The sequence below is a fragment of the Marivivens sp. ABH4_498 genome (genome assembly GCF_056160585.1).
On the sequence record NZ_JBSWXL010000008.1, the window covers coordinates 118,702 to 142,164 of the forward strand.

A 23,463-nucleotide genomic window follows, 5' to 3' on the forward strand; every position below is an offset into this window, starting at 1 on the left:
TGAACAAAAGAGTCCATCAATCAGGTATGTAACAGCAGGCAGTTATGCAAATAGGTTATCACGAGAAAAGGTAATCGCTTCGTTAACGTTGTCAAAGTGGCGTAGTGTTCCGTTTTCCAAAATGACAGCCCGGTCACATAGTTGGCGCAATTGGTCGGGATTGTGGCTGACGACAATTGCGCTGGCCGATTTGATCCGGTCGGTAAATATCTGATGGCTGGTTTTCCGAAAACTTGCGTCGCCGACGGATGTGACTTCGTCCACTAGATACGTATCGAATGGCAGCGCCATCGATAAGGCAAAAGCCAGTCTGGATCGCATACCGGATGAATAATCGCGCACGGGTTCATGGAAATGCCGTCCCAAACCTGCCGTGGTCCTAACCGTTTCGATTAGACTTTCGCTGTCTGCGCCATGAACGCGGGCGCTGAACCGGCAATTTTGAGCGGCGGTCAAATCGCCGTGGAACGATCCTGCAAATCCAACGGGCCAACTGACCCGCCCATTGCGCAAAACGGTTCCAGCATTCGGGCGTAAGGCTCCGGAAATAATCCGCAGCAGGGTCGTTTTGCCCGCGCCATTTCGCCCAATGAGCGCGGTGGATTTGCCTTTTTCAAAATCATAATTGATTTGCCGCGCGACATGGGTCACGCCGCTTTGGCCGCGAAACCCATGGCTGATGTCGCACAGGCGCACCGCAAAAGTCATGGTCTATCCCGCAAGGAATAATAGACCAAAGTGAACACAGCCCAGCCCATAAGACAGAAAAACAAAACGCCGCCAACGGTCGTCCATTTTTTGGGGTAGGTCGATTTTTCTGCCAGGGTCGGCTGGATATAGGCGGCTAAATACAGCGATTGCCGCTGCGCCTCGGCGACGGCGATATCATAGGCCTGACGCGCCGCAGTATATGCAAGTTCGGCAAATTCACGATCAGCCGCAAGTCGTTCATATTCAGCGATTGTTGCGACATAGGCCGCGTCGCTGCTGTCGCCCATGCCGAATTTGGCCCGTTCTTCGTCGATACGTTTGCCAATAACGTCAATGCGCCGGTTCAGTTGGTCTAGTCGTGGATCGGATGCGGTCACATTACCCAATAGCAGGTCATATTCGATCAGTGTTTCGGCCAATTGTGCCTGTAGCGTGGTTAGAAGGCCCATTTGCCCTTGAACATCTGCTTCGGGGTCGACGATTTGGTTGCGGATGCGAAACTCGGTCATGTCTTCGCGAATATTGCGCAGGCGATCTTCGGCGCGTTCCAGATCGGCCAATGCATAGCGCGTCGCGTCATCGCGCGCTTGTTCAGACAGCGCATTTACCATTTGTGTCGAATGATCATAGATCGCTTGGGCGATGGATTGCGCGTCCATTGGATCAAAAGCGCGCGCGGTAATTTCGATCAGCCCCGAATTGGTATCATAATTGACCATCGACATGCGCTGCCAATATCGCGTCAAATCCTCGATCGTGCCTGCGGGATTATAGCCCAACATCGGATCGCTGGACCGATGGCGGGAATACATTGCCGCAAGGTTGAGGTCCGCGTCGATGCGGGCAACGATATCTTGGCTGCGAATAAAGGCATCTAAAACATCGCTTTCGGTTGATGTGCTTGCGCCCAAACTGCGGCCAAGCCCGCCCAATAGGTCGGTTGAGATGGATTGGTCTTCGACCCGAACGGTAAAGCCCAGGGTCGAGGCATATTGGTCTTTGGCAACAGCGAACATATACCCAGCTGTGGCCAGAACAGGCAGGGCAACCATCACCAAAAATAACAAAGCCAGCCCGCGATGGCGCGGGCGTAGATAGGCTGGTGATGCGATTGTTTGGCTGTCCGTCATATGTCGATCGTTAGCCCAATTCGTTACAATTAGGTTTCACCTTACTGGTTTGCGGGGTTACGGCAACCCGAACCGACTGACCGCGTTTGCCGCGCATGCCGTCCATGATCGCGATGCGAAAAAACCGAAAATATTGGCGGCGTTCGTCACCTATCAAAGACAGGCCTCGGCGCGTCCAAATGGTTAGTAGATAGGCCATCGCAAATGGGGCCAGATATCCTGCCGCCATTTTGGCAACAAAGGTGCCATTGCGGATGGTGTAATAGTTTTTCCAAAGGGGCCGATATGCGCCGCCCAAGCGCAAGGTTTCGCAATCGTGGTGAAATTTGATTACGGGTTCATACCGGATGCGCCAACCCATGCGGCGCATGGACAGGCTGTACAAAATATCGTCCGAATATAAAAATAAATCTGCGTCAGGCGGTCCCATCGACCGTGCGACCTGACCGTTCAGAAAAAAACCGACAAATGTTGCGGCATCAATGTCTTGAGCGCGGTTTACCGTGAATCCTTTGCGGCCATGCCGAACCGCTGTCCAAGCCCGCGAAGATATGCCCCAGAACGGATTGATAAGCGGTTTGTTCATTTCGCACGGCGAGCCGTCCGGTAAATCGACACGCGTGGCAATTGCGCCGATGTTCGCATCCAATTCGCCAACCATTGCGCGAAATTGGTCTATGGACCCTGTGGTCGGTCGGGCGTCATCATCGAACAAGACTAACCAATCTGCATCCTTTGCTGCAGTCACGCCGTGATGAAAACCGCCCGCGCCTCCGGTGTTCGTCGGCAAGGTGATAACTAGCAATCGGTTATCTGATATTTGCGCCAAATAGCCTGCGGTATCATCGGTTGACGCGTTGTCGACGACCACGATCCTGTCGAAACTTTCACCCATTGCTGCGGTGATCGACTGGCGCAGTTTTTCGGCGCGGTTATGGGTTACGATGACGGCTGTGATCGTTGTCATAACGGGTCTGTTGCAAACGTTGGTAGGGGACTGCCCGCAGTGACAGCAGCGCAATAGGCTGCGGCAACGTCGATCGCAGCGCGAATGCAGGTGTCCATGTCCAGATAACGATATGTGCCCAATCGACCCGCAAAGGTGACATGCGGCACGGCGTTGCCCATGTTCACATATGATTTCAGTTGATCCCGCTCTGACAGTTTGCGTGTCGGGTAATATGGAATGTCAGTGGGGCCGCAGTCTTTGGACGTTTCAATCGAAATGATGGTATCGTCGTGGGATTCCCAAGGGCAAAGGTGTTTGTGTTCGGTTATGCGGGTATGAGGGACGGACATATCGCCATAGTTCATAACAGCGCAGCCTTGCCAATCGCCCGATTTACGCGCCATTTCAAAATCCAATGTGCGATATCCTAAACGACCGTGGACAAAGTCAAAGTAGCTGTCGATCGTACCAGTCCAAAAACAATGGTCATAGGCTGATGTGTCCGCGGCGCTGAAGGTCGTGTTTAGACGTAAATCGATCTGCGCGTGGTTCAGAATGTTTTGAATTAGCGCGGTATAACCATCGGCTGGAATGCCGCAGAACGGGTGATCGAAATACGCGTCGTCATAGTTAAATCTAACAGGTAGCCGCGCAAAGACTTGTGCGGGGATTTCGGTCGGATCACAGCCCCATTGTTTGATCGTGTACCCACGAAAAAACGCGTCATACAAACGGCGACCGATCAAGGCTAGCGCCGCCTGTTCGAAATTCTGGGGACGCGAAATGGGTTCGCGCTGATCGGCGATATGGGCGCGCGCTTCGCTGCTGTTAAAGGTTTTTCCAAAAAACTGGTTTATGGTCTGCAAATTGATCGGCAGCGAATAGACCGAAGATTGCACTGTTGTCCGCACGCTGTGGCGATACGGTTTCATCGTCGCGAATTGGTTGACGTATTCCCAAATTTCGCGGTCTGCGGTGTGGAAAATATGGGGGCCATAGCAATGGACCATCACGCCTGTTTGCGCGTCGCGTTCGGTGTGGCAATTTCCACCAACGGTGCTACGGGCATCGCAAATTGTGACCTGATGACCCGCATTCGCCAATTCGCGGGCGATGACCGCGCCTGAAAAACCAGCGCCAACGATGAGAATGTTTTGGGTCATTTTGCGAATTCAGCGGTCTTTGGGTACACCATGACGGGTATCGTGTTTATGGCGGGGATGCTACTAAATCTTGTATTTCCTTGTCGGTCGGCCCCTAGAAATTATTGACCTCTAGGGTGGTCATAGTAATGTACGATTAATTTCTAATTATGGACGTCGGGGTAAGAATGGGGTTTCCACTACGCATGATCGTGGCCGCTGGCCTTTGCTTGGGGCTGACGGCGTGCGTAACGCCGCGTGGGGCTGGCTTCCAATCCGAAGTAATCTCGGCGTCTCGGTCTGAAAACCAAGAGGCGTTGAATTTTCAGGTCGTCCCTGTAACCGAAGAAACCCGCGCTGCGCTGTCGTATTGGCCATCAGTCGGAGACGAAGCGCTGAACTGGATCCGCAACGCAGGTCAACCATCGTCGTTGATCGTCGCGGCAGGCGATGCTGTGTCCGTGACCGTTTGGGATACCGAAGAAAATTCGCTGCTGGCTGGCATGGGTGGACGCATGGCCCAGTTGCAAGATGTGATTGTATCGTCAAACGGCGAAATCAATCTGCCATATATTGGCGATCTACGCGTTGCCGGCATGTCCGTTGATACCCTGCGTGACCGGATCGAAGATCGCTATGCCGAAACCATCCCATCAGCCCAAGTTCAGGTGCAGGTCAAACCGGGGCGTGCAAACCACGTCAATTTGGTATCGGGCGTGTCGTCCCCTGGCGTTTATCCGTTAGAAGGCCGAGACGTTACCGTGATGTCCGTTCTGGCCCAAGCTGGCGGTGCGGCCCCGACGCTAGAAAATCCGCAAATGACGTTGATGCGGGGACACGATATTTACGGCATTTCGCTAGATCGGTTGTTTGATCATCCCGAACTGGATGCAGAGGTACGCGGCGGCGATCGTATCATCGTGACCGAAGATGAACGTAAATTCCTGTCGCTTGGTGCTGCGGGATCGCAGTCTGAATTTGTTTTCCCATCTGACGTCGTGTCAGCGGCGCAAGCGTTGTCCATCATTGGTGGTGTCGATCCATCGCGTGCCAACCCCAAAGGTATTTTGGTGCTGCGTGAATATCCGTTGTCGGCACTGCGTGCAGATGCCAGCGGCCCCAACAAAGAACGCGTTGTGTTCACAATTGACCTCACCTCGGCTGACGGTTTGTTTGCGGCGCGCAACTTTGAACTGATGGATGGCGATTTGGTCTATGCAACCGAAAGCCCTGTTGGTGCAGCGCGTAGCATTCTGGGCCTGATCGGCACGACTTTGGGCGTATCGAACAGCCTATAACGCCCAATCATCATCTTTGACCTGAGTGTCAGCGATCAAAATGGTCCCGCATTGCGGGGCCATTTCTGGTTCTGCGCTGTTCGCATCGATTATGGTCATGTTTGTATAGCGCGAAATCGGAACCATTTCTTCGATTGTGATCATGTCGGGCGTCAGTGTTTCGTCAGACTGGATGTATAAAACCTCGTCTCCATAACTGATGGACAGGCCGTTATCTGTGATATCGAATGTAAGTTGGTCGATGTTCCGAATGATGCCCCATGCGCTGATATCAATTCGATCAACGCCATGGTCATAATCTGTGATGGTGTCCGCCTGACCATCGGCGGCAAAGACAAACACATCGGCCCCTAATCCGCCTGTCAGGTCATCCATGCCTGCGTCATCAAATAATATATCGTCCTGTGTTGATCCCGTTAGGTCATCATCCGCCGCCGTGCCGATGATTTGACTGCCGCTGATCTGATAGGTGATTTTGGCAATTCCGCCTTCGGTCGCAGAGGCGGCATAGATTGTGACCATGTCGCCAGTCGCCTCTATTTCCAAATCCGCAATATCCGCGATGGATAGATCGACGGTGTCGACGATTTGGGCCATAGGTTCCAACTGTCCATTGGGGAGCAAAGTAAACAGCGTAATCCCATCATCCGCGCCGCCAGCGGCCACCCAGATCCGCCCATCTGATTGCGCGACGGCGACAGCTGTGATGCCGGCAAATCGTGTGCCTAACCCATCTATGACGTGGTCAACGGATTGTAGCGTCCCCCCTGATTGCATTTGCAGAACAGAGATCGAGCTGCTTTGCGCGCCAGCAACCAACACAAAGGTATCCGTTGCGGTGCTGATCGTTTCAACGTCTGTCGGTGCGCTAATCCACAACCCGTTATCGGCGTTGTACGACCCTACTTCGTTCAAGAAGCCGTTCCAGCCGATATACCAGACGGACAGGCCGTTGCCTTCTAATGCTGTGGTTAGCAAATAGTCCGCACCATCATAGGTGGCGGTCGTCGCGGCGGTGATGTTTTGGGTAAAGGTGCGGGTTTGGTCGGCATAGGTGCGGTCAAGGGTCAGTTCCGCCTCTGTCGTAATTCGAAGCCGCCCCAAGCCTTCGCCTGTATAGAACCCGCCGTAGATGCCGATTTGTCCGTTCGGCAAAACCGTTGCCGTGGCGACCGATAGATCGTCAGACCAATCGAATTGCCCAAGGTTTGTTGCCTGACCAAATTGGCCATCGGTCACCGATACGATCTGGATATCTCCGTTGACGCCGCCGCCGGTTAGAATTGCGGAGCCAGAGGACAGTTGAAGATACACAAGATTTGGTTCAATCCCCGCCACATCGCTGTTTTGATGCGCGTAGGTGTCGATGATCGTTAGCGTGTCGTCATAGCTGTCGATCTGCCCGCCATAACGGGTTGTTGCAATCAGATACCCATCAACCAAAACCAAATCTGTATAGGCTGTTGATGCGATTTGCCCTGCAAACACAAGGTCCATTTTGTGCCCCCTTCGGCATTCGAATAGGGGCAGGGTGGATCGACGCCATAGGGATTGCGGGGCCAAAAAATGGCGTGAAAGCGTCTATTGGTTTTGTTTTGGTTCAATGTTGTTTCAATTGATCCGATCGTGCGATTTGCGCAGTAACATCAGACCAATCACCAGCATCACCAAACCCGTGCCAAATCCATAAAAATGGGACACGAAATCAGGGTGGTAGCTTTGGTAAAATCCACTGCGGAAAATGGAAACCGCATGTATGATTGGGTTCCACCACAGCCAGCTTTGCAGGGGTTCAGCCAAATTTTCGAACGTGTAAAATACGCCAGATCCGAAAAATATCGGCCGTGCGGCGATGGCCCAAATCCGCGACCAAAATGCAAAACGCCCTGTCAGGTAACAGTTGATTGTCCCAACGCCAATTCCGATCAAAGCGACCATCGTGAGGCCAATAAAAATTGATGCCGGGTCCACCCAGATAGGTAACGGATCAAATAGTAAAATAGTGCCGACAACGATTGTGGATACAACAATGCCCGTTCCCCAATGTAGGATGGTGCGCGCGATCATCGTATCGATCCACAGGACCGCCGGATAAGCAATAAGTGGCCGAAAATACCGCAAGGCATTCATAAGTTTGCCCGCAAGTTCGCTGTAAATATGCAGTGGTAGGAAACCCGTTGCATAGAAAAGCATGAAATTCGTACCCAGCGGCGGCGCATGAAATACCAGCCCAAAACCAACAGCCATCACGACGATAAATCCTAGTGGCTCTAGAATGGCCCAAAGGTATCCTCCGGGGGTGCGCCCGTAAGTCGCTGACATTTCGTGCAAAATGATCGCCCCGATAGAACGGGCCGACCGCATGGATACAGTGTCGGGACGCGGTTGGGTTATGGCCATGCCCTACTGTAGCAGGTTGTTCTAGCCAGTCCAAACCAAAGGCGTTGATCTAATTTCGGTATGAAAAGTAGGGGTTCCGTTACCTTTTCCTAAGGTTCGAAATGCGTCATTTTATATTTACGAACCGTTATGCGTTAATCCGTCCGTCCGTTTGCCACAATGAGTTGAGTGGGTTCTGGGCGAAAACGCATCCTGATTTAAGGCCTAATACGAGTTTATTAATTATAGGTTATTTTGTGTGATGTTGGATTGGGAACTACGATACGTGCCGTCTGGAATAGGGGGTTCCGCTGATATCAATCGACTGGTCGACCTAATGAAAGAAACGTTAGGTGCGACACAGATCAGCATCGATGATGCGACCCCATCTGCGTTTACGCGTCTGAAACATTCCGCATTGCCGCCGCGATCTGCTGGTAATTTGGTGCGGCTTTATATGGCCAACCGTCCATCCGAATTATCGGCGGCGATTGCGGACCCCGATTTCGACAAACCCGCAAAATTTAGGATCGCTTGGATCTTCGAAAGCTTTTGGACGGATGAGATTCCGAAACTCTGTTTGTCAGCGTTCGACCTGATCATCCTTACGCAGTCCAGCGATGTCCCGATGTACCGCGAGGCAGGCGCGCGCGATATCTTGGTTCTGCCGTGGGGAGCCGATGTGTTGCGGTTGGGTGCCGGCAACAGTCATAGGCCCGTTGATGGAATTGCTTTGGGTGATCAGCCAAAGAATTTGTTGCCAGAGGCCGAGTTCAAAAAAGAAGCGGTAGACCTGGGTATTCGTTATGCCAATGCGCCGTCTGCAGAACTGACCGTACCGCAGTATTTCGGAGTCTTGTCGGGCACTAAATATGTGACCCTATTTTCCAACCTAGTGTCACAGCGGGGCGGTGGGCATCCGACCAAGGAATATTTCACAGGTCTTTGGGCAAATGCACTTGCATCAGGTGCGTCGATCATTGGCATGGCCCCACACAGTGATCGGTCGTTTTCCGACATGCTGTGGGACGGCGCGGTGATTGATGTTGGGTCGCCTGATCGCGATAAATTCCAATCGGAATTGCGCCGCGCGATCGCGAATTGGAGCAAAGACCAACCGCGTCGTAATTATTTGCGGTCGTTGGAACGTTTGGATTGGCGGTGGCGGATCAAAACCCTTTGCGAACATTTGGCAACCGATGCGGATGTACTGAAATCGCAGATAGATGAAATTCAAGAATTCATTAGTGGAAATGTCGCGATCAAATAGGTTGGCCGCGACATTTCAAACATTAGGCGCCAGTTAGATCTTGGGCGATCATTAGTGCGTTTTTGTCGGGATCGTGTAGCGTCGCCGTTTTGACCATACCGTCGACGACGTCCGTCGGGCCGTCAAACTGTACACCCGCAGATTCCAGCGCCGCGCGGGCAGAGTCTAAATCAGAAACGCCAAACACAGGAACGCAATTTCCCGGTGCAGGTTCGGTATGTTCGCCCAAACCTAGAGTGACGCCTTTGGTGTTTGTTTGGATTTCGGACCATCCCGCTTCGTCTGCGTGATATAATGTTTCAAAGCCAAACATTTGGTTATACCAATTTGCGCTGGCGTGCCGATCGGCGACGGAAAAGGCGATTGTGATAGTGTCGTTTACAGAAACAAGTGACATGGGTTTACCTGATATAATAAAATATACTAACTATACTTTATGGACGTAAATCTGGTTGTCAATATCACTGCCAAAGCTTGGGCTTTGCCCATTCTATGGAACCTTCATGCGGGGGTGCCAGGGCGTCAGGCGCCATTGTTGGTGGCTACGGGCGCTAGTCGTACGGCCTTTGGTCAGAGTTTGAACCATTTGGTTCAATTGGGGATTATCGAACGTAACCCGGGATATGGTCACCCGCTAAGGCCCGAATTTCGCCTAACAAAACAGGGCGAAACGGCTGCGCGATTGGCCAGTCGTATTCATGCGGCCACTGGTGAGGCCGACACCCAATTGTTGCGCCGCGCGTGGACGGTCCCGATATTGTCGCAGATGGCGGGGCCAAATAATTTTGGCGCTTTCAAACGTCAGCTGCCAATGATCACAGATCGTGCGTTGTCGCAGTCTTTGAAATTATTGGAAACGCATGAATGGGTCGCGCGGGATGTTGATGTCGCGGCGCGGCCCCCGAAACCGATTTACCATGCCATTAATCAAGGCGCTTTGATCAGTCAGGCCGCCGCGCATGCGCTAAATGCGGCGCCCTAATTTGTGCAAAAGGTTCAGGCAGCTTTGCAGCAGTTCAGTCGCCAGAAATTCGTTTGCTTTATAAGCTTGGGCGATGCTGCCGAGGTCGCAAATAACCACATCCATTGCCATTTCCTGAACAATACCCGCCTCTGTTCCAAAAGGAACACCCTGCGCGGAGCTCGCGCCAGTCAGTTCAAACAAATTCGCTTTTCGGCCGCAGCGCGCAATGCCTTTATTGCCAAGATGCCTGATCCATTTTGGATTTTTGTGGCGCGTTGTTAATCAAACTGACGACATCCGCTGCCACAGATAGGATGTTTGCCCGCGGCGGAACAGCGACATAGACGGGTTCCCATTCGGGATCGAATTTGTCTTTGAATGTGCGCAGTCCGGCAAAGTTATAAAACTGGCGTCCATGCTGATAGACCAAAGCGCCCAATCGGGTGGACAGACTGGATCCGCGACGGGCCTCTAGCCCTGATAGCGGCGCATTACCTAACGAGAATTCCGCGTACCCCTGTTCAGCAAAATGCAAGAGCAGAGAGGTAAACAGGAATTCCATCATTCCGCTTGGGGCATCATCGACGTGGCGCATCAGGTCGACATTCACGCTTTGGTTTTGATCGGTGACCCACAGTGTTGCAAAGGCAACGATGCGGCCATCATGGCGGATCAACGCGATAGGGGCGCGACAGATTACTGTCGTGTCAAACGCGCCGACCGAAAAGCCTTTTTCCCCGCCCGATTTTGTTTTGAGCCACGCGTTGGAAATGTCTCGCAGATGCGGCAGTAAATCGTCAGCATAAGGCGGGGATAGGACTTCGAACGTTAGGCCGTCACGTAGGGCCCGATTGTATGTTGTCCGCAATCGTTTCCGCGATGGCCCTTCAAGGGAAAACTGCGGCAAAGGAACGACGGCTTCTTCCCCCATTTTGACCAAAGCCAGTCCCATTTCCAACCAAAGCGGAATCATGGATGTGCCGATGGAATAGAAAACAGGGCGGGCATTTGCAGCATAAGCGGCGTCATGAAACGCCCAGGCCAGTTCCGCCAATTCCGATTTTTTGCCAAAAGGTTCGTGCAAGGCGATCCAGCTTCGGCCTTTGATCCGGTACATCAGGAAACTGTCGCCGCTGTCCGAAAACATTAGGCATTTATCCCCTGTCAGCGCGATGTTTGCTTTTGCGTCTGGCTGAGCCATCGCGATGGCGCGCGCTTTTTCCAATTCGGCATAGGTTGGTAACGCGTGGGTCATTTTGCCGGGACGCAGGGCGAATACCAATAGGGACAGGATCAAAACTACCATGCCAACCAATCCCGCACGCAGGGAACGTGGCGCGGTTTGGTCCGTGGCGAATTTCCACCATAGTTCGTGGTCATAGGGTACGGCTTTGTGCGCGAAAAACAGGACCGATACGGCCGTGATTGCGATGCCGCCAATCAATAGTGTCCAGCGTAGGCTAAAAGCATTTCGCGTCAGCCGCGTTGTGCGGAAAAATTCGCGTTTTGTTGGCCATAGGATGGCAAGCGCGATCCCCAAAAACAGCGCGCGCGGTGCATCCAGTCCGTTCGCCAATGATGCGACGATACCAGCCGCGAGTGTTATGATGGCCAGCCACCACGCGCCTTGAACACGGCGCAGCAATCCATGGGCAATGACCAACATCATCGCGCCCAAAATACTGGCCATAAGCGCGCCACCTTCGATCAGGGCAAGCGGCGTTAGCATGTTCAAATGTTCGGTGATTTCTGATGTCGGCGGGATCAGACTGGACATCATCAAAAACAGTCCCGTTACCAGCATCATGACCGCCATCGCGAGCGGGACCAATGCACTGACAGAACGGGTCAACGGCGATAAAACCGACATCATAGGTGTGATCACGCGGCCGGATGCAGCGCGGGCCTCGGTCAGGGCGATTAGGATCAGCGCGATGCCGAATGGCAGCAGGAAATAGATGGCCCGAAACAGCAAAAGACCTGTCGCGGCCTGTTGCACGGAAACCGAAGACGGCAAGGCGGCAATGATCACCGTTTCCAAAACCCCAACACCGCCGGGCACGTGGCTAATCACGCCCGCCATGATCGCCGCGGCAAAGACCGCTAAAAATGTCGCAAAACTCAGGTCGCTTGGCGGTAGTAATAGATACAGAGTAATCGCGGCCAGCAGCACATCGACAAAGGTAAACCCGAATTGCGCCAACAGCAGTTTTGGGGACGGCGCCTGAAGACGCACCCCGCGCAATGAAATCGATGCGCCGGTCGCGCTGAGCCAGAATAGCGCGCCGCTGGATATGATTGTAATTGCAACCGACCCCCAGCGAATGATTTCGGGCGATAGGTCGACCATGTGCTGCAGCGCATAGGGATTATAGATCAGCGCCGCAAAACCGATAATTGTTGTCCCGAACCCAAAGGCAATCGATGCGAATGCTGCAACCCCTGCAATATCCTGCGCTGACAGCCCAAGCGCAGAATAAATACGGTAACGCACTGCGCCACCTGTGATCGGTCCGGCACCGATTGTGTTGCTCATTGCGTAGCCTAGAAAGCTGCCTAACGAGATGACAGGCAACGGCAACGGTTTGTCTATGTATCGTAGCGCGGACCAGTCGTATCCGATCAACGCGGCATAGCTGCCAACTGTCGTCAGAATGGCCAAAGCAAGGATATACCATGGTGTTTGTCGTGCTTCGGTCAGGACATGGCGCAGGTCGACTGTCGCCAACTGATGATACAGAACCCACGCGCCAATAGAAAACAGGCTCGCCGTCACGATCCATGGCATTAGCGGTTTAATGCGCCGCCATAGATTGGTCGCTTTGCTGGCGGTGTCGCTCAAATTCCCCTCCGACAAAACGGATCCCCTATGGCTTGGTCTGGTGATACAGCTATCAGATAGTGGGGGATAGGTTAAAATCTTGAATACGCCAATAGCGACGTTGTACTGAACTGGCCCGTGCCCGAAAGGAACTGGTTACGCCGTCGCTAGCCAATCAAAGATCAATGATTTAGCCTGTTTGCACGCATGTGGTAGCGCATCGCCTTGGGATAAACCGCATGCAATCGCGGTCGCAAGCGCACAGCCCGTGCCGCGCATGGTTTTGTTTAATCGCGGAGCTGTCAGGGCCGTCATATTTGATCCATGGAGCAAGTAATCTGTGGATGTGTCGCGCACACCGTGCCCACCTTTGATCAACACGGATTTGGCGCCAATGGCCCGTAGGGTTTCCGCCTGTTCGCAAATGTCGGGTAGGTTTTGCGCCACGGGTTTGTTCGTCATCTTTGCCGCTTCGATCAGGTTGGGTGTGATGATGTCAGCCTTTGATAACAGCGATAGCGGCAATGGCCCCGACATCAGGTCCCGCCCCGAGGTGGATTTGAGCACGGGGTCAATGACGACGGGGCAATCTGCGGTGCCAATCGCATCAGCGACGGCAGCTGCGATTTCGGGGGTGCCCAGCATTCCAATTTTAATACCAGCGGGCCGTTCGCTGGTGAACGCAGCAGTGATTTGATCCGCCACAAAACTGGCCGTCATCTTTTGCACAGATATCACGGATTGGTTCGTTTGGGCGGTCACTGCCGTCACAATCGGCAATGTGCCAAAGCCAAAATGCTGGGCGGTAAATGCGTCTTGGGTTAGCCCCGCGCCACCGCTGCTATCGGTGCCGCCAATGATCATGATTTTTTTCATTGGCAGGCTGTTGCCGCCAATAACGCAATGTTTCCAAAACCTTTTTCAGATAGCTGTGTTGCGGCGTGCCACGCGCGCAGGCCCGTTTTACAACCCAAAACAATGCGTTTGTTGGTGGGTAAGGACGCGGTTGGCAGATTATCCGCTGCGCACCTGTGCGCGTTTGGATGGATTGGTTGGGGGGCCTCAATGGGATCACGGAGTTCGATGATGTGGTCGTCGGCTGTCACCATGTCTAACGACACGAATGGCAAAGCGATTGGCGGTTCTGGGCTATTGCTGAAATCAAACGACCCAAACTTCAAATCCGCCAGGTTCGCCGTCACCATTGTGCCTAACGGCGATGGTTGGGCGTTCAATAAAACGCGCAAGGCACATTGCGCCTGCAATGACCCGATCGTTCCAACCGCTGGCCCCAAAACGCCCGCCGATGCACAGGTCGCCCCAGATTGTGGCAAGTCTGGAAAAACGGCGCGTAACGACGGCGCGCTACCGCAAAAACCGCCCACATATCCGCGCTGTCCCAGAACGCTTGCGCTAACCAGCGGGACGTTCAGTTTCAGACATTCATCCGACAGAATATATGACACGGCAAAACTGTCGGCGCAGTCGATTACGATATCAGCGCTCGCCATCAACCGCGCGGCATTTCCCGCACCGATTTGCTGAGTGATGGGCTCCGCAAAGATCCCAGGATTTAGCGCAGTCGCAAATTGACAGGCAACGACCGCTTTGGGTTTGCCGATGTCTGTCGTTCTGTAAATGGGTTGCCGGTGTAGGTTGGTTTCTTCGATAACATCTGGGTCGGCAATGCGGATATGCCCGACCCCAGCGCCAGCCAGATACTGAATGACGGGGCACCCCAATCCACCTGCGCCAACAATGAAAGCTGTAGCTGATCGGAGCCGTTGCTGACTAATTGCCCCAACATCTGGCAGGATCATTTGACGGCTGTAACGGTTCATCACTGGCACACCTGTAACCATTCGCGGGTCCGTTCCAGTGGGTTTTCAGCCGTTTGAATGTCGGTCACAACAGCAACGCTATCAGCGCCCGCTTTTAGGACTTTGGCGCCGCGTTTTGGGGTTAGACCGCCGATCGCGACCAATGGTTTTGGGCCGATTTTGGTTTTCCATTCTGTGACGCGATCCAGCCCCTGAGGCGCCCATTTCATCTGTTTCAAGGATGTTTCATAAATGGGACCCAGCGCGATATAGGCAGGATCTAATGACAATGCGCGATCTAATTCAGTGTGGTCATGTGTAGAAAGGCCGAATTGGATGCCTGCCGCGCGTAAGGCGCTAAAATCTGCGTTGTCCATATCCTCTTGGCCCAAATGGACAAAATCGCAGCCCATATCGATTGCCAATTCCCAGTGGTCATTCACGATCAATTGGGCGGCATGTTTTTCGCATGTCGATTTTGCGATTTCGATTTGGCGTCGTATTTCAGCCTCGGGTGCATCTTTGATCCGCAGTTGAACCAATTTCACGCCCAATGGGACCAATTGTATTAATGGATCGACGCTGCTGGTGATCAGATAAAAACGTTCCATCACACCAGCTCTGCCAATCCTAGGACGGGGGTCGATGGCACGGCGACATCGCGGCGTTCCATCGGTCCGGCGTGATATCCTGACCGTCCTGCACGCACTGCCAACGCCATGGCGCGTGCCATTTGAACGGGGTCCGCTGCCTTGGCGACGGCGGTGTTTAACAAAACCCCGTCCATGCCGATTTCCATGGCGGCGGCGGCATCTGACGGGCGACCAATCCCCGCATCGACGATCAACGGAACGTCTGGAAAATGCGCGCGCATCGCGCGTAAGGCGTCTGGGTTGCGCAGACCCTGACCGGACCCGATTGGCGCGCCCCAGGGCATTAATACGTTGCAACCTGCCTCTAATAGTTTTTCGCCAACAACCAGATCGTCTGTTGAGTAGGGAAAAACTTTGAACCCATCAGCCGATAAAACGCGGGCTGCATGGACCAGTTCAAATACATCCGGTTGCAAATTGTCCGCGTGGCCGATGACCTCTAGTTTGATCCAATCGGTTTCAAAAATGTCGCGGGCCATCTGGGCGGTTGTGATTGCCTCTTTGGCGGTGTGGCAACCGGCAGTGTTGGGCAAAATTTTTGCGCCTGTCTGGCGGATGACGTCCCAAAATCCCGCGCCCGTGCCTTGGGCTGTTTCGCGCCGCAAACTGACGGTTACAATTTCGCAATTTGCGGCCTTTATCGCGTTTTGTAGGATTTTTGGCGAAGGATATTGCGCCGTGCCCAATAGCAATGGGGTGGTTAAATCTGTTTCATAAATACGCATGTTATCCACCCTGCATTGGGGCGACGATTTCGATTTGATCGCCAGTGTTGATCGGTGTCGTATCCCGCAATGTTTTGGGCACAAATTGGCCGTTTACAGCGGTGGCGATTGCTGGGCTGTCCATGCCGACTTCGGTTAGAATGCCCGCTAATGTCTGCGATGCCACGTCAAACGGTTTGGAATTGACGATGATTTTCATGACGTTCCTGCGTTGAAAAATAACGAACAACCTGCGCCGCCATGGCCGGCGCAAGCAAAAACCCATGTCGGTACAGCCCGTTTAGGTGGGCCGGCCCGTTCGATGTGACGAGCCGCGGTAGATTGTCTGGAAATGCTGGCCGTAGGCCGCAACCCGTTTCAATAACGGTCGCCTCGGCAAAACTGGGATGAATGGCGAAAGCCGCGCTAAGTAATTCCGACAACGACCGCACGGAAATAGGGTGGTCCGATGAGTTTTCGATCATCGTCGCGCCGATCATATAAACCCCACCCCCGCGCGGAACGAGGTACAGAGGGATACGCGGATGCAAGAGCCGAACAGTCCGCGTAATGTCCAAATCGGGGCAATGTAGAACAGCCATTTCCCCGCGCACCATGCGCAAATCGGTCAAATTGGATGCGGGCCCAGTGCAGTTCAGATCGACATCTTTGGGCGCTTTGGTCCCCCATAGGATTTCAACGCCCGCTTTGGTTGTCGCCTCTGCCAGATCGTTCAACGCGTTTCGCGGATTTAGAAAAGCCTCTGTTTCGAAAAACAGACCCTTGGCAAACCGGTTGCCCAATGCGGGTTCTAACGTGGCAATCTGGTCGGACTGAACCCAATCATAGTTTGTTGTGCGTTTGGAAAACCGGATCAGTTCGGTTCGGTCGCGGGGCGATGCCACGACTAGTGTGCCGCGCCGGGTGACAGGCGTTATTTGTGCCCACCAATCGGCAACACCCGCGGCCATTTCCACAATGGTTCGATCGGCGCTTTCGCGTTCGCACCATGGGGCAAGCATTCCGCCTGCATAGCGCGAAACACTGCCTGATCCGATGTTTTCGCTGGCCTCGTATATCCGAACGCTGTGCCCCGCACGCGCCAGTTCCAGCGCGGACGCAAGGCCAGCCAGACCCGCGCCTGCGATGGTTATCATTCTGCGTCCTCGTTCACGGGCATGTACAAATCGCCGCCGTTGCGGAATTTGGCGGCCATGGCTTCCATTCCCTCTTTTTGGGCCTCGGCGCGAATGTCATGCGAAATGCGCATCGAACAAAATTTGGGGCCGCACATGGAACAGAAATGCGCGACTTTATGCGCTTCTTTCGGCAGGGTTTGATCGTGAAAATCGCGGGCGGTATCGGGGTCCAGTGATAAGTTGAATTGGTCTTCCCACCGAAATTCAAACCGCGCGCGCGATAGCGCGTCATCACGGCGCTGTGCCCCTGGCAATCCTTTGGCCAGATCGGCAGCATGAGCCGCGATTTTGTAGGTGATAACGCCTGTTTTTACGTCGTCCCGATCTGGCAGGCCCAGATGTTCCTTTGGCGTGACATAACACAGCATGGCGCAGCCAAACCAACCAATCATTGCCGCGCCGATACCGCTGGTGATGTGATCGTATCCAGGCGCAATATCAGTGGTCAGCGGCCCTAATGTGTAGAATGGCGCCTCGTGGCAGCATTCCAGCTGTTTATCCATGTTTTCTTTGATTTTGTGCATCGCCACATGGCCGGGGCCTTCGATCATGACTTGGCAATCTTTGGCCCATGCGATTTTGGTCAATTCGCCCAATGTTTCCAGTTCGGCAAATTGGGCCTGATCGTTTGCATCGGCGATTGATCCGGGGCGCAAACCATCACCTAGGCTGAACGCGACATCGTATTTGCGGCAGATGTCACAGATTTCTTCGAAATGTTCGTACAGAAAACTTTCGCGGTGATGGTGCAAACACCATTTGGCCATGATCGACCCGCCGCGTGACACAATGCCTGTTACGCGTTCTGCGGTCATTGGCACCATATGCAGCCGCACGCCTGCATGGATCGTGAAATAGTCGACGCCCTGTTCCGCTTGTTCAATCAACGTGTCGCGGAAGATTTCCCAAGTCAGATCTTCTGCGATGCCATTCACCTTTTCCAAGGCTTGATAGATCGGCACGGTGCCAATCGGGACGGGACTGTTGCGGATGATCCATTCGCGCGTGTTATGGATGTTTCGGCCAGTGGACAGGTCCATAACGGTATCGGCGCCCCAACGGATCGCCCAAACCAGTTTATCGACTTCTTCGGCCATCGATGACGTCACCGCCGAGGTGCCCATATTGGCATTGATTTTCACAAGGAAATTCCGACCGATAATCATCGGTTCGGATTCAGGGTGGTTGATATTGTTCGGAATGATTGCGCGACCAGCGGCGATTTCTGAACGGACAAATTCGGCTGTGACGTAGTCGGGAATATTCGCGCCGAAATCATTGCCGTCCCGATGGCAGGGTGCCGTTTCACGCAGCTGGTTTTCGCGGATTGCAACAAATTCCATTTCTGGCGTGATGATACCCGCACGTGCATAGGCCAGCTGCGTTGGCGATTTTCCTGATTTCGCACGTAGTGGGTTCGATTTGATTGGAAACTCGGGCGTCAGCCGGTCGCCATCGACAAACCCATTGTCGGCGGGGGTAATGTCGCGGCCTTCGTATTCTTCGACGTCGCCGCGGGCCGTGATCCAATCGGCGCGCAGTTTTTTCAGACCTTGGGAAATATCCGTCAGGATGTTCGGGTCTGTATATGGGCCGGAACTGTCATAAACGGGCAGGGGTGGTTCCCCCGCAGTGGGATGGGTCGAAATTTCCCGCATAGGGACCATCAGATCGCTATGGATGTCACCTTTGACATAGATCTTACGCGATCCGGGCAATGCGCCCGTTGTGATTTTGGGATTAGGTACATTCATTTTGGCGCTCCTCAAGCTCAAGTCTTAAAAAGACACCAGATGCAAAAGGAGAGGAGGCGAAGGCGCAATTCGCCTTCTTTTTCGGGTGAGAATATCAATGGTGATATGCCACCCTCAGCTTCCTACGCCAGTGTCAACTGGGTCAGGTTCAAAGGGTCGCGTCACCGGGCAATTGCCCACTCAGCCTCTCAGTCCCCTAGGCGGGACTCCCCTGCGTGGGTATGTGTTAGCAATGAGTTCCCGCATTTGTAAATAGATATTTTATAAATTCTATCCTAAGGTGAATTCCCGTGTAGGCCTCTGTTTTTGTTTCACAAAATTGCGGCCCCTTAGGGTCGACGACCTAGGCGTCGGTCAAAAAATGAATGACCCGTTGCGCAATGTCGGCGTGAATATCCGCGCGCGATCTGCCGCCTGCGTCATCACACAGCGGATCTGGTTCGCCCTCTTTGGCCAGAATATCGCCACCCCGATCCGTGCATTCGGCCAGAAAACTGAAATGCGTCGCATCCGGAACAAATGCGTGTTCGGCATTGGGGATCAACCGCGCTGCAGGCAAGGCGTAAACGCCGATGGGAACGGTGCCGTCTTCGCCCAAATTTAGAACCAGCATTGGGATGTCGATTGTTGCCAAACTTTCAGGTGTGATCGTTTCGATAATGCCCGGATCAATTGCGATGGTGCGTGTGATACGGGGATCAATCAACGACTGTGCGGCTGGTGACAAATCAAAGGTATGCAGATCAACGCCGTATCTGGAAAGAAAGGCACAATCAGACATGCCATGATCGCCATTGTCGCAGTAGCGTTGCAGTTTATCGGGGTCGACTTGGGCACCTGATACCGCCAATGCAGTATACCCGCCCGCCGAAAATCCGATCATCGAAATGCGGGACGTATCGATAAACGGATAAAGGTCCGGATTTGCGGTGATGGCATCAATGACGGCTGTAATATCTGCGGGCCGTTCCCACACGCGCACGGCAGCTTCGGCGGATGCGTTGCCGGAGGTTGTGCCCGGATGGTTCGGGATCACAACAACGTAGCCGGCGTTGGCCAGTTCGGACGCGATCCAACCAAATTGGCCTGCGTTTCCGCCTGCGCCATGCGACAGGATAACCAGCGGGAATTGGCCGTCTTGTTTGGGTGCTTTGCTGCCTGCGGGCGTTCCGTAAAAAACTCCATTTCCCCCAACAGTAACCTTGCGGCCACCCGATTGCGCGGGATACCAAATCGCAAACTTTACGTTGTCGTCGCGGGCTGGCGCATAGGCCGAGCCATAGTCGATTCCAATCGATCCTTGATATGCGGGGCGCGTCAATTCATACCCTGCCCAGGCGGCAGAGCCGATCACAGCGGTTGCGGCAGCGATTTTAAAGAGTGTCTGTGCTTTTGGCATTCGTCCGTTCCTTTCTTGATCACGGGATGCCGAAAAGATGCCTGCACTAGGTTCGACGTTCGTCCTAAAACGCGATTTAGGTCGTCCTGTAACGCGTTCTGGTTTATGTAGGCGGCGTATTAGTGTGGGCGATACTGATGATTTCTGTTCCCTTGCCGCTCTTTGCGACGTTTGTTTTGATGTATGTTTGTGCGCGCTTTGTCGCGGCGCGGGACATGGCACTGTTGGCCCACCGTTTGTTTGCGCTGCTCATTGCGGCCTATTGCGTGCAGTCGTTTCTGTTGGTTTTGCGGTGGGGGTATGAACAGCCGTCGGCTGCAGGTCCGATTGCGATAATCGCGCCCGTTTTGCCGATGCTGGCGTATTTGTCATTCATCGCGCTTATGAACGACCAAAAATTGGCTTTTGTCTGGTCCATTGCCATCGTCGCGTTAACGTGGGCGTCATACGCGATATTTCCGACGATTTACGACCTTATCATCATTCTGACCTACGTGGTGTACGGCGGTCTGTTGTTGTTTCGTGCGGCGCACGGGGCTGATGTTTTGTCGCTATCCCCCATCGTCGAAACCCGCGCAATTTTGCGGGCGATGCGACTGATTGGTGGGGGATTGATTGCGTCTGCCATGGCGGATGTTTTCATCATCGCAGACTTTGTGCGCACGGGCGGCGATCACGTTGGGTTGGTGATTACTTTTGTCCAAACGGGGTTCATCCTGTTGATCGGCATAGCGTCAAGCGTCGCACGATCCGTTTCAACGGATGACGATGGTCCGTCCCCTGCGCCGATCGATAGCACAGACGCCGACGAAGCGATCATCAAACGGATAGAGACGATTTTCACGACCGAAGGTTTGCACAAATCCGAAGACTTAAGCTTGCGAAAATTAGCGCGCCGCCTTGGTGTTCCAGACCGTCAGGTATCCAATGCGATAAACCGTTTTTGCGGCGCAAATGTTTCGCAATTCGTCAATGATTTCAGGATCAAAGCCGCCTGCGATATGCTGCGCCAAACAGATGCCAATATCCTAGAGGTCTCGCTTGCCGCCGGCTTTGCATCGAAATCGAATTTCAATCGCGAATTCCAGCGGGTGATGGGGCAAACACCGTCTTCGTGGCGTAAATCAAACGGCGAAATCATGTAGGCGAAACCTGCGGACTGTATTGCGGACATGGGCTGTGTGATTTCGAATTCGGCCACTGCGGTTGAGTATTCTGCCTGCCATTCCGTCATGGGTGGTGTGATGTTTAATTCCCGCGATTTCCCCGCACGACTGTCGATCTTTTCCACCCTTATGACGCTACGTACATTTTGGGTGAAAATACGTGCTGGCAAAGGCAGTTTTGACCGAGTTTGCAAACTTGATCGGTCGTGTCTCATTTGTGATTTCTTAGAGACTTTTGATCACGTGTTTAAAGTTTATCCAAATGGTAAGGCGCTGAATATTTGACATTTTTTGACATAATTAGACCAAAGTTTAGGGGGAAATACACTTTGGTTTACACCTTTTTTCAGGTGGTGTTATGAAACAGAAAAATGGGCAGCGCGAATCTGCATAAGAATTAAGAGCAATACAGAAAAGTTTAGAAACACAGGCAACCAATCAGCTTTCATACACGTAACGTTCGCAACCAAATGCAAGGCGCGTTTGGGCTTTGAATACATGTGACTGCGATCAATGGCGTTGTTGTTTCGGATTTTTCGAATTGTGACGGATCGCACACGACAGATGACAGCCTCTGCAAGGCGGCACTAGGAGAATACAGAATGGCACACAGTGTGTTGAAGCAATTGTTCCGACAGGCAAAGGCGCCTGCTGGTTTATTGACTGTTGTGGCCACCGTTTTGGCAGTTTCATCGATTGTGCTATTCCCGACCAGCGTGGTCGCGCAACGTATTCTTTTGAATGGTAGCTTCGAAGATGGCGCCCCGCCTCTTGATGGAGGAGGCAACTATTTTGATACCTGTGGGTCGCCACGAGTGGTCTTGTCCGGTACTTGGGGTGCTTATGTTGTGGCCGATGATGTGTTGGGCTGGGATACGGCAGCGACATTTGACACAACGACCTGTTCGCCAGACGGTAATCCCGTCACCTACAAAGTAATCGAATTTTCCAAAAAACCGTTTGATGGGTCTGCTGCCCCGCAAGATGGTTTGCACTTTATTGAGCTGAACTCTTCCGCGCCTGCAGGTGTGACACAGCCGATCTGCGTTCAGAACGGTGAAACCGTGGGTTATTCATTCTGGCATCGTGCATCAAACACAACGGGCGGCGTTCCTGAAACGGTTGAAATGATCGTTGGTGGTTCGGTTATTGTGTCCAACACTGCGACGAACGCTTGGACAAACGTAACGGGTACGACAACATACACAGGCCCTACCGGTCTGGTCGATTTCCAGTTTCTTGCGACATCGCCGGCTGGCGGCGTCGAAGGCAACCTGTTGGACAATATTTCCTTGACACTGGTTCCATATTTCCAATTTGAATCAGGGACTTGGTCAGACAGCGAAACCGTTGGGGCACCATCTGGCCCTTCAATCATTATTGACGGTACTGTTCCTGCTGGCGGTATCTCTGTGCCAATCAATATTGGCGCGGCCAGCACTGCGACTGAAGGCGTGGATTTCACGTACACAAACACGATCACTATTCCAGAAGGCGCATATTCCAATGCAGCCTTCCCCGTAGCATTTACCATCCTTCGCGATGACCTAGCCGAAGCAGACGAAACTATCGTGTTTGAGATCGGGAATTTGGGCTCCGACGGTCAAGTTGCATCTGCGACCTGTTCCGGTACTGTACCGGCAACCGCGACCTACACAATCCAAGACGCCCCTCCTCCAGTTGCCAACGACGACACGTTGATCAGCCCGGTCTATGGGGCTGCAACGATCTCTCCTTTGGGCAATGACACGGATGCGGATAACGCGCTGGATGCCACGTCGGTTGTTCTGACGAACGCGCCGGCTGGTGCGACGCTTGCGGCGGATGGCAAAACGCTGACCGTTCCTGGCGAAGGCGTCTGGACCGTGGATGCGGTGACGGGCGATATCACCTTTACGCCCGAGGCCGGATTCCTAAGCGATCCAACCCCTGTGGGCTATACGGTGGACGATGCAGACGGCAACACGTCGAATGTGGCGGCGCTGGCGATTGACTATGGCGATGTGCCTGTGGCGACGGATGATACGTTGATCAGCCCTGTCTATGGCGCTGCAACGATCTCTCCTTTGGGCAATGACACGGATGCGGATAACGCGCTGGATGC

Annotated in this window: 21 protein-coding genes and 1 pseudogene; 5 read left to right on the forward strand and 17 right to left on the reverse strand. The window is 53.3% G+C overall.

Annotated elements, in window-relative coordinates; all coding sequences use genetic code 11:
• Nucleotides 1–42: 42 nt before the first annotated feature.
• Genes ACXAGA_RS14750 through ACXAGA_RS14765 form a run of 4 tightly spaced genes read right to left on the reverse strand, consistent with a single transcriptional unit; the run spans nucleotide 43 to nucleotide 3,953 of the window.
• Nucleotides 43–708, reverse strand: a complete 666-nt coding sequence (locus tag ACXAGA_RS14750) for an ABC transporter ATP-binding protein (protein ID WP_475118239.1) — start codon at nucleotides 706–708, stop codon at nucleotides 43–45.
• The gene (locus tag ACXAGA_RS14755; protein ID WP_475118240.1) at nucleotides 705–1,841 is read right to left on the reverse strand and encodes a KpsE/RkpR family capsule polysaccharide export protein; all 1,137 of its coding nucleotides are present in this window, start codon (nucleotides 1,839–1,841) and stop codon (nucleotides 705–707) included. The genes ACXAGA_RS14750 and ACXAGA_RS14755 overlap by 4 nt, the downstream gene beginning before the upstream one ends.
• A gap of 10 nt (nucleotides 1,842–1,851) precedes the next feature.
• Nucleotides 1,852–2,808 (reverse strand): glycosyltransferase, encoded by a 957-nt coding sequence (locus ACXAGA_RS14760; protein WP_475118241.1) that lies wholly within the window; start codon nucleotides 2,806–2,808, stop codon nucleotides 1,852–1,854.
• Nucleotides 2,805–3,953, reverse strand: a complete 1,149-nt coding sequence (locus ACXAGA_RS14765; RefSeq protein WP_475118242.1) for a UDP-galactopyranose/dTDP-fucopyranose mutase family protein — start codon at nucleotides 3,951–3,953, stop codon at nucleotides 2,805–2,807. Before ACXAGA_RS14765 ends, ACXAGA_RS14760 begins: the two co-directional genes overlap by 4 nt.
• 167 nt (nucleotides 3,954–4,120) lie before the next feature.
• Between ACXAGA_RS14765 and ACXAGA_RS14770 the strand changes: the two genes are divergently transcribed.
• Nucleotides 4,121–5,230, forward strand: a complete 1,110-nt coding sequence (locus ACXAGA_RS14770) for a polysaccharide biosynthesis/export family protein (protein WP_475118243.1) — start codon at nucleotides 4,121–4,123, stop codon at nucleotides 5,228–5,230.
• Here ACXAGA_RS14770 and ACXAGA_RS14775 read toward each other — a convergent pair.
• Together ACXAGA_RS14775 and ACXAGA_RS14780 are read right to left on the reverse strand one after the other, a co-directional pair.
• A complete protein-coding gene (locus tag ACXAGA_RS14775; protein WP_475118244.1) occupies nucleotides 5,225–6,727 on the reverse strand; it encodes a M10 family metallopeptidase C-terminal domain-containing protein in 1,503 nt (500 codons plus the stop codon). The genes ACXAGA_RS14770 and ACXAGA_RS14775 overlap by 6 nt on opposite strands.
• Before the next feature lie 114 nt (nucleotides 6,728–6,841).
• Nucleotides 6,842–7,630 carry an ABC transporter permease gene (locus ACXAGA_RS14780; protein ID WP_475118245.1) on the reverse strand — a complete coding sequence of 263 codons (789 nt, stop codon included), beginning with the start codon at nucleotides 7,628–7,630 and terminating at the stop codon, nucleotides 6,842–6,844.
• Between the two features lie 316 nt (nucleotides 7,631–7,946).
• On the opposite strand from ACXAGA_RS14780, the gene ACXAGA_RS14785 reads away from it, so the two are divergent.
• Entirely contained in the window at nucleotides 7,947–8,879 is a 933-nt protein-coding gene (locus ACXAGA_RS14785; RefSeq protein ID WP_475118246.1) for a hypothetical protein, read from the forward strand.
• 22 nt (nucleotides 8,880–8,901) lie between these two features.
• On the opposite strand, the gene ACXAGA_RS14790 is transcribed toward ACXAGA_RS14785, so the two are convergent.
• Complete coding sequence (locus ACXAGA_RS14790) at nucleotides 8,902–9,276, reverse strand: VOC family protein (protein WP_475118247.1); 375 nt, start codon at nucleotides 9,274–9,276, stop codon at nucleotides 8,902–8,904.
• Nucleotides 9,277–9,315: 39 nt separating this feature from the next.
• Between ACXAGA_RS14790 and ACXAGA_RS14795 the strand changes: the two genes are divergently transcribed.
• Nucleotides 9,316–9,861 (forward strand): winged helix-turn-helix transcriptional regulator, encoded by a 546-nt coding sequence (locus ACXAGA_RS14795; RefSeq protein WP_475118248.1) that lies wholly within the window; start codon nucleotides 9,316–9,318, stop codon nucleotides 9,859–9,861.
• Here ACXAGA_RS14795 and ACXAGA_RS14800 read toward each other — a convergent pair.
• The 10 genes from ACXAGA_RS14800 to ACXAGA_RS14845 form a co-directional block, all read right to left on the reverse strand.
• Nucleotides 9,844–10,044 carry a hypothetical protein gene (locus ACXAGA_RS14800; RefSeq protein WP_475118249.1) on the reverse strand — a complete coding sequence of 67 codons (201 nt, stop codon included), beginning with the start codon at nucleotides 10,042–10,044 and terminating at the stop codon, nucleotides 9,844–9,846. The genes ACXAGA_RS14795 and ACXAGA_RS14800 overlap by 18 nt on opposite strands.
• Before the next feature lie 31 nt (nucleotides 10,045–10,075).
• Nucleotides 10,076–12,685, reverse strand: a complete 2,610-nt coding sequence (mprF, locus tag ACXAGA_RS14805; RefSeq protein WP_475118250.1) for a bifunctional lysylphosphatidylglycerol flippase/synthetase MprF — start codon at nucleotides 12,683–12,685, stop codon at nucleotides 10,076–10,078.
• A 135-nt stretch (nucleotides 12,686–12,820) separates the two neighbouring features.
• Entirely contained in the window at nucleotides 12,821–13,540 is a 720-nt protein-coding gene (gene thiD / locus ACXAGA_RS14810) for a bifunctional hydroxymethylpyrimidine kinase/phosphomethylpyrimidine kinase (RefSeq protein WP_475118251.1), read from the reverse strand.
• Nucleotides 13,537–14,526 carry a ThiF family adenylyltransferase gene (locus ACXAGA_RS14815; protein WP_475118252.1) on the reverse strand — a complete coding sequence of 330 codons (990 nt, stop codon included), beginning with the start codon at nucleotides 14,524–14,526 and terminating at the stop codon, nucleotides 13,537–13,539. Before ACXAGA_RS14815 ends, thiD begins: the two co-directional genes overlap by 4 nt.
• Nucleotides 14,505–15,095, reverse strand: a complete 591-nt coding sequence (locus ACXAGA_RS14820) for a thiamine phosphate synthase (RefSeq protein ID WP_475118253.1) — start codon at nucleotides 15,093–15,095, stop codon at nucleotides 14,505–14,507. Before ACXAGA_RS14820 ends, ACXAGA_RS14815 begins: the two co-directional genes overlap by 22 nt.
• Nucleotides 15,095–15,862, reverse strand: coding sequence for a thiazole synthase (locus ACXAGA_RS14825; protein WP_475118254.1), 768 nt, complete (start codon nucleotides 15,860–15,862; stop codon nucleotides 15,095–15,097). Before ACXAGA_RS14825 ends, ACXAGA_RS14820 begins: the two co-directional genes overlap by 1 nt.
• Before the next feature lies 1 nt (nucleotide 15,863).
• Nucleotides 15,864–16,061, reverse strand: coding sequence for a sulfur carrier protein ThiS (thiS, locus tag ACXAGA_RS14830; protein WP_475118255.1), 198 nt, complete (start codon nucleotides 16,059–16,061; stop codon nucleotides 15,864–15,866).
• Nucleotides 16,030–16,998 (reverse strand): FAD-dependent oxidoreductase, encoded by a 969-nt coding sequence (locus ACXAGA_RS14835; protein WP_475118256.1) that lies wholly within the window; start codon nucleotides 16,996–16,998, stop codon nucleotides 16,030–16,032. The genes thiS and ACXAGA_RS14835 overlap by 32 nt, the downstream gene beginning before the upstream one ends.
• Complete coding sequence (thiC, locus tag ACXAGA_RS14840) at nucleotides 16,995–18,794, reverse strand: phosphomethylpyrimidine synthase ThiC (RefSeq protein WP_475118257.1); 1,800 nt, start codon at nucleotides 18,792–18,794, stop codon at nucleotides 16,995–16,997. The genes ACXAGA_RS14835 and thiC overlap by 4 nt, the downstream gene beginning before the upstream one ends.
• Before the next feature lie 343 nt (nucleotides 18,795–19,137).
• Nucleotides 19,138–20,193 (reverse strand): alpha/beta hydrolase family protein, encoded by a 1,056-nt coding sequence (locus ACXAGA_RS14845; protein WP_475118258.1) that lies wholly within the window; start codon nucleotides 20,191–20,193, stop codon nucleotides 19,138–19,140.
• A 137-nt stretch (nucleotides 20,194–20,330) separates the two neighbouring features.
• Here ACXAGA_RS14845 and ACXAGA_RS14850 point away from each other — a divergent pair, with 137 nt between their 5' ends.
• A complete protein-coding gene (locus ACXAGA_RS14850; protein WP_475118259.1) occupies nucleotides 20,331–21,338 on the forward strand; it encodes a helix-turn-helix domain-containing protein in 1,008 nt (335 codons plus the stop codon).
• 842 nt (nucleotides 21,339–22,180) lie between these two features.
• A pseudogene (locus ACXAGA_RS14855) lies at nucleotides 22,181–23,463 on the forward strand (hypothetical protein); the annotation flags it as partial.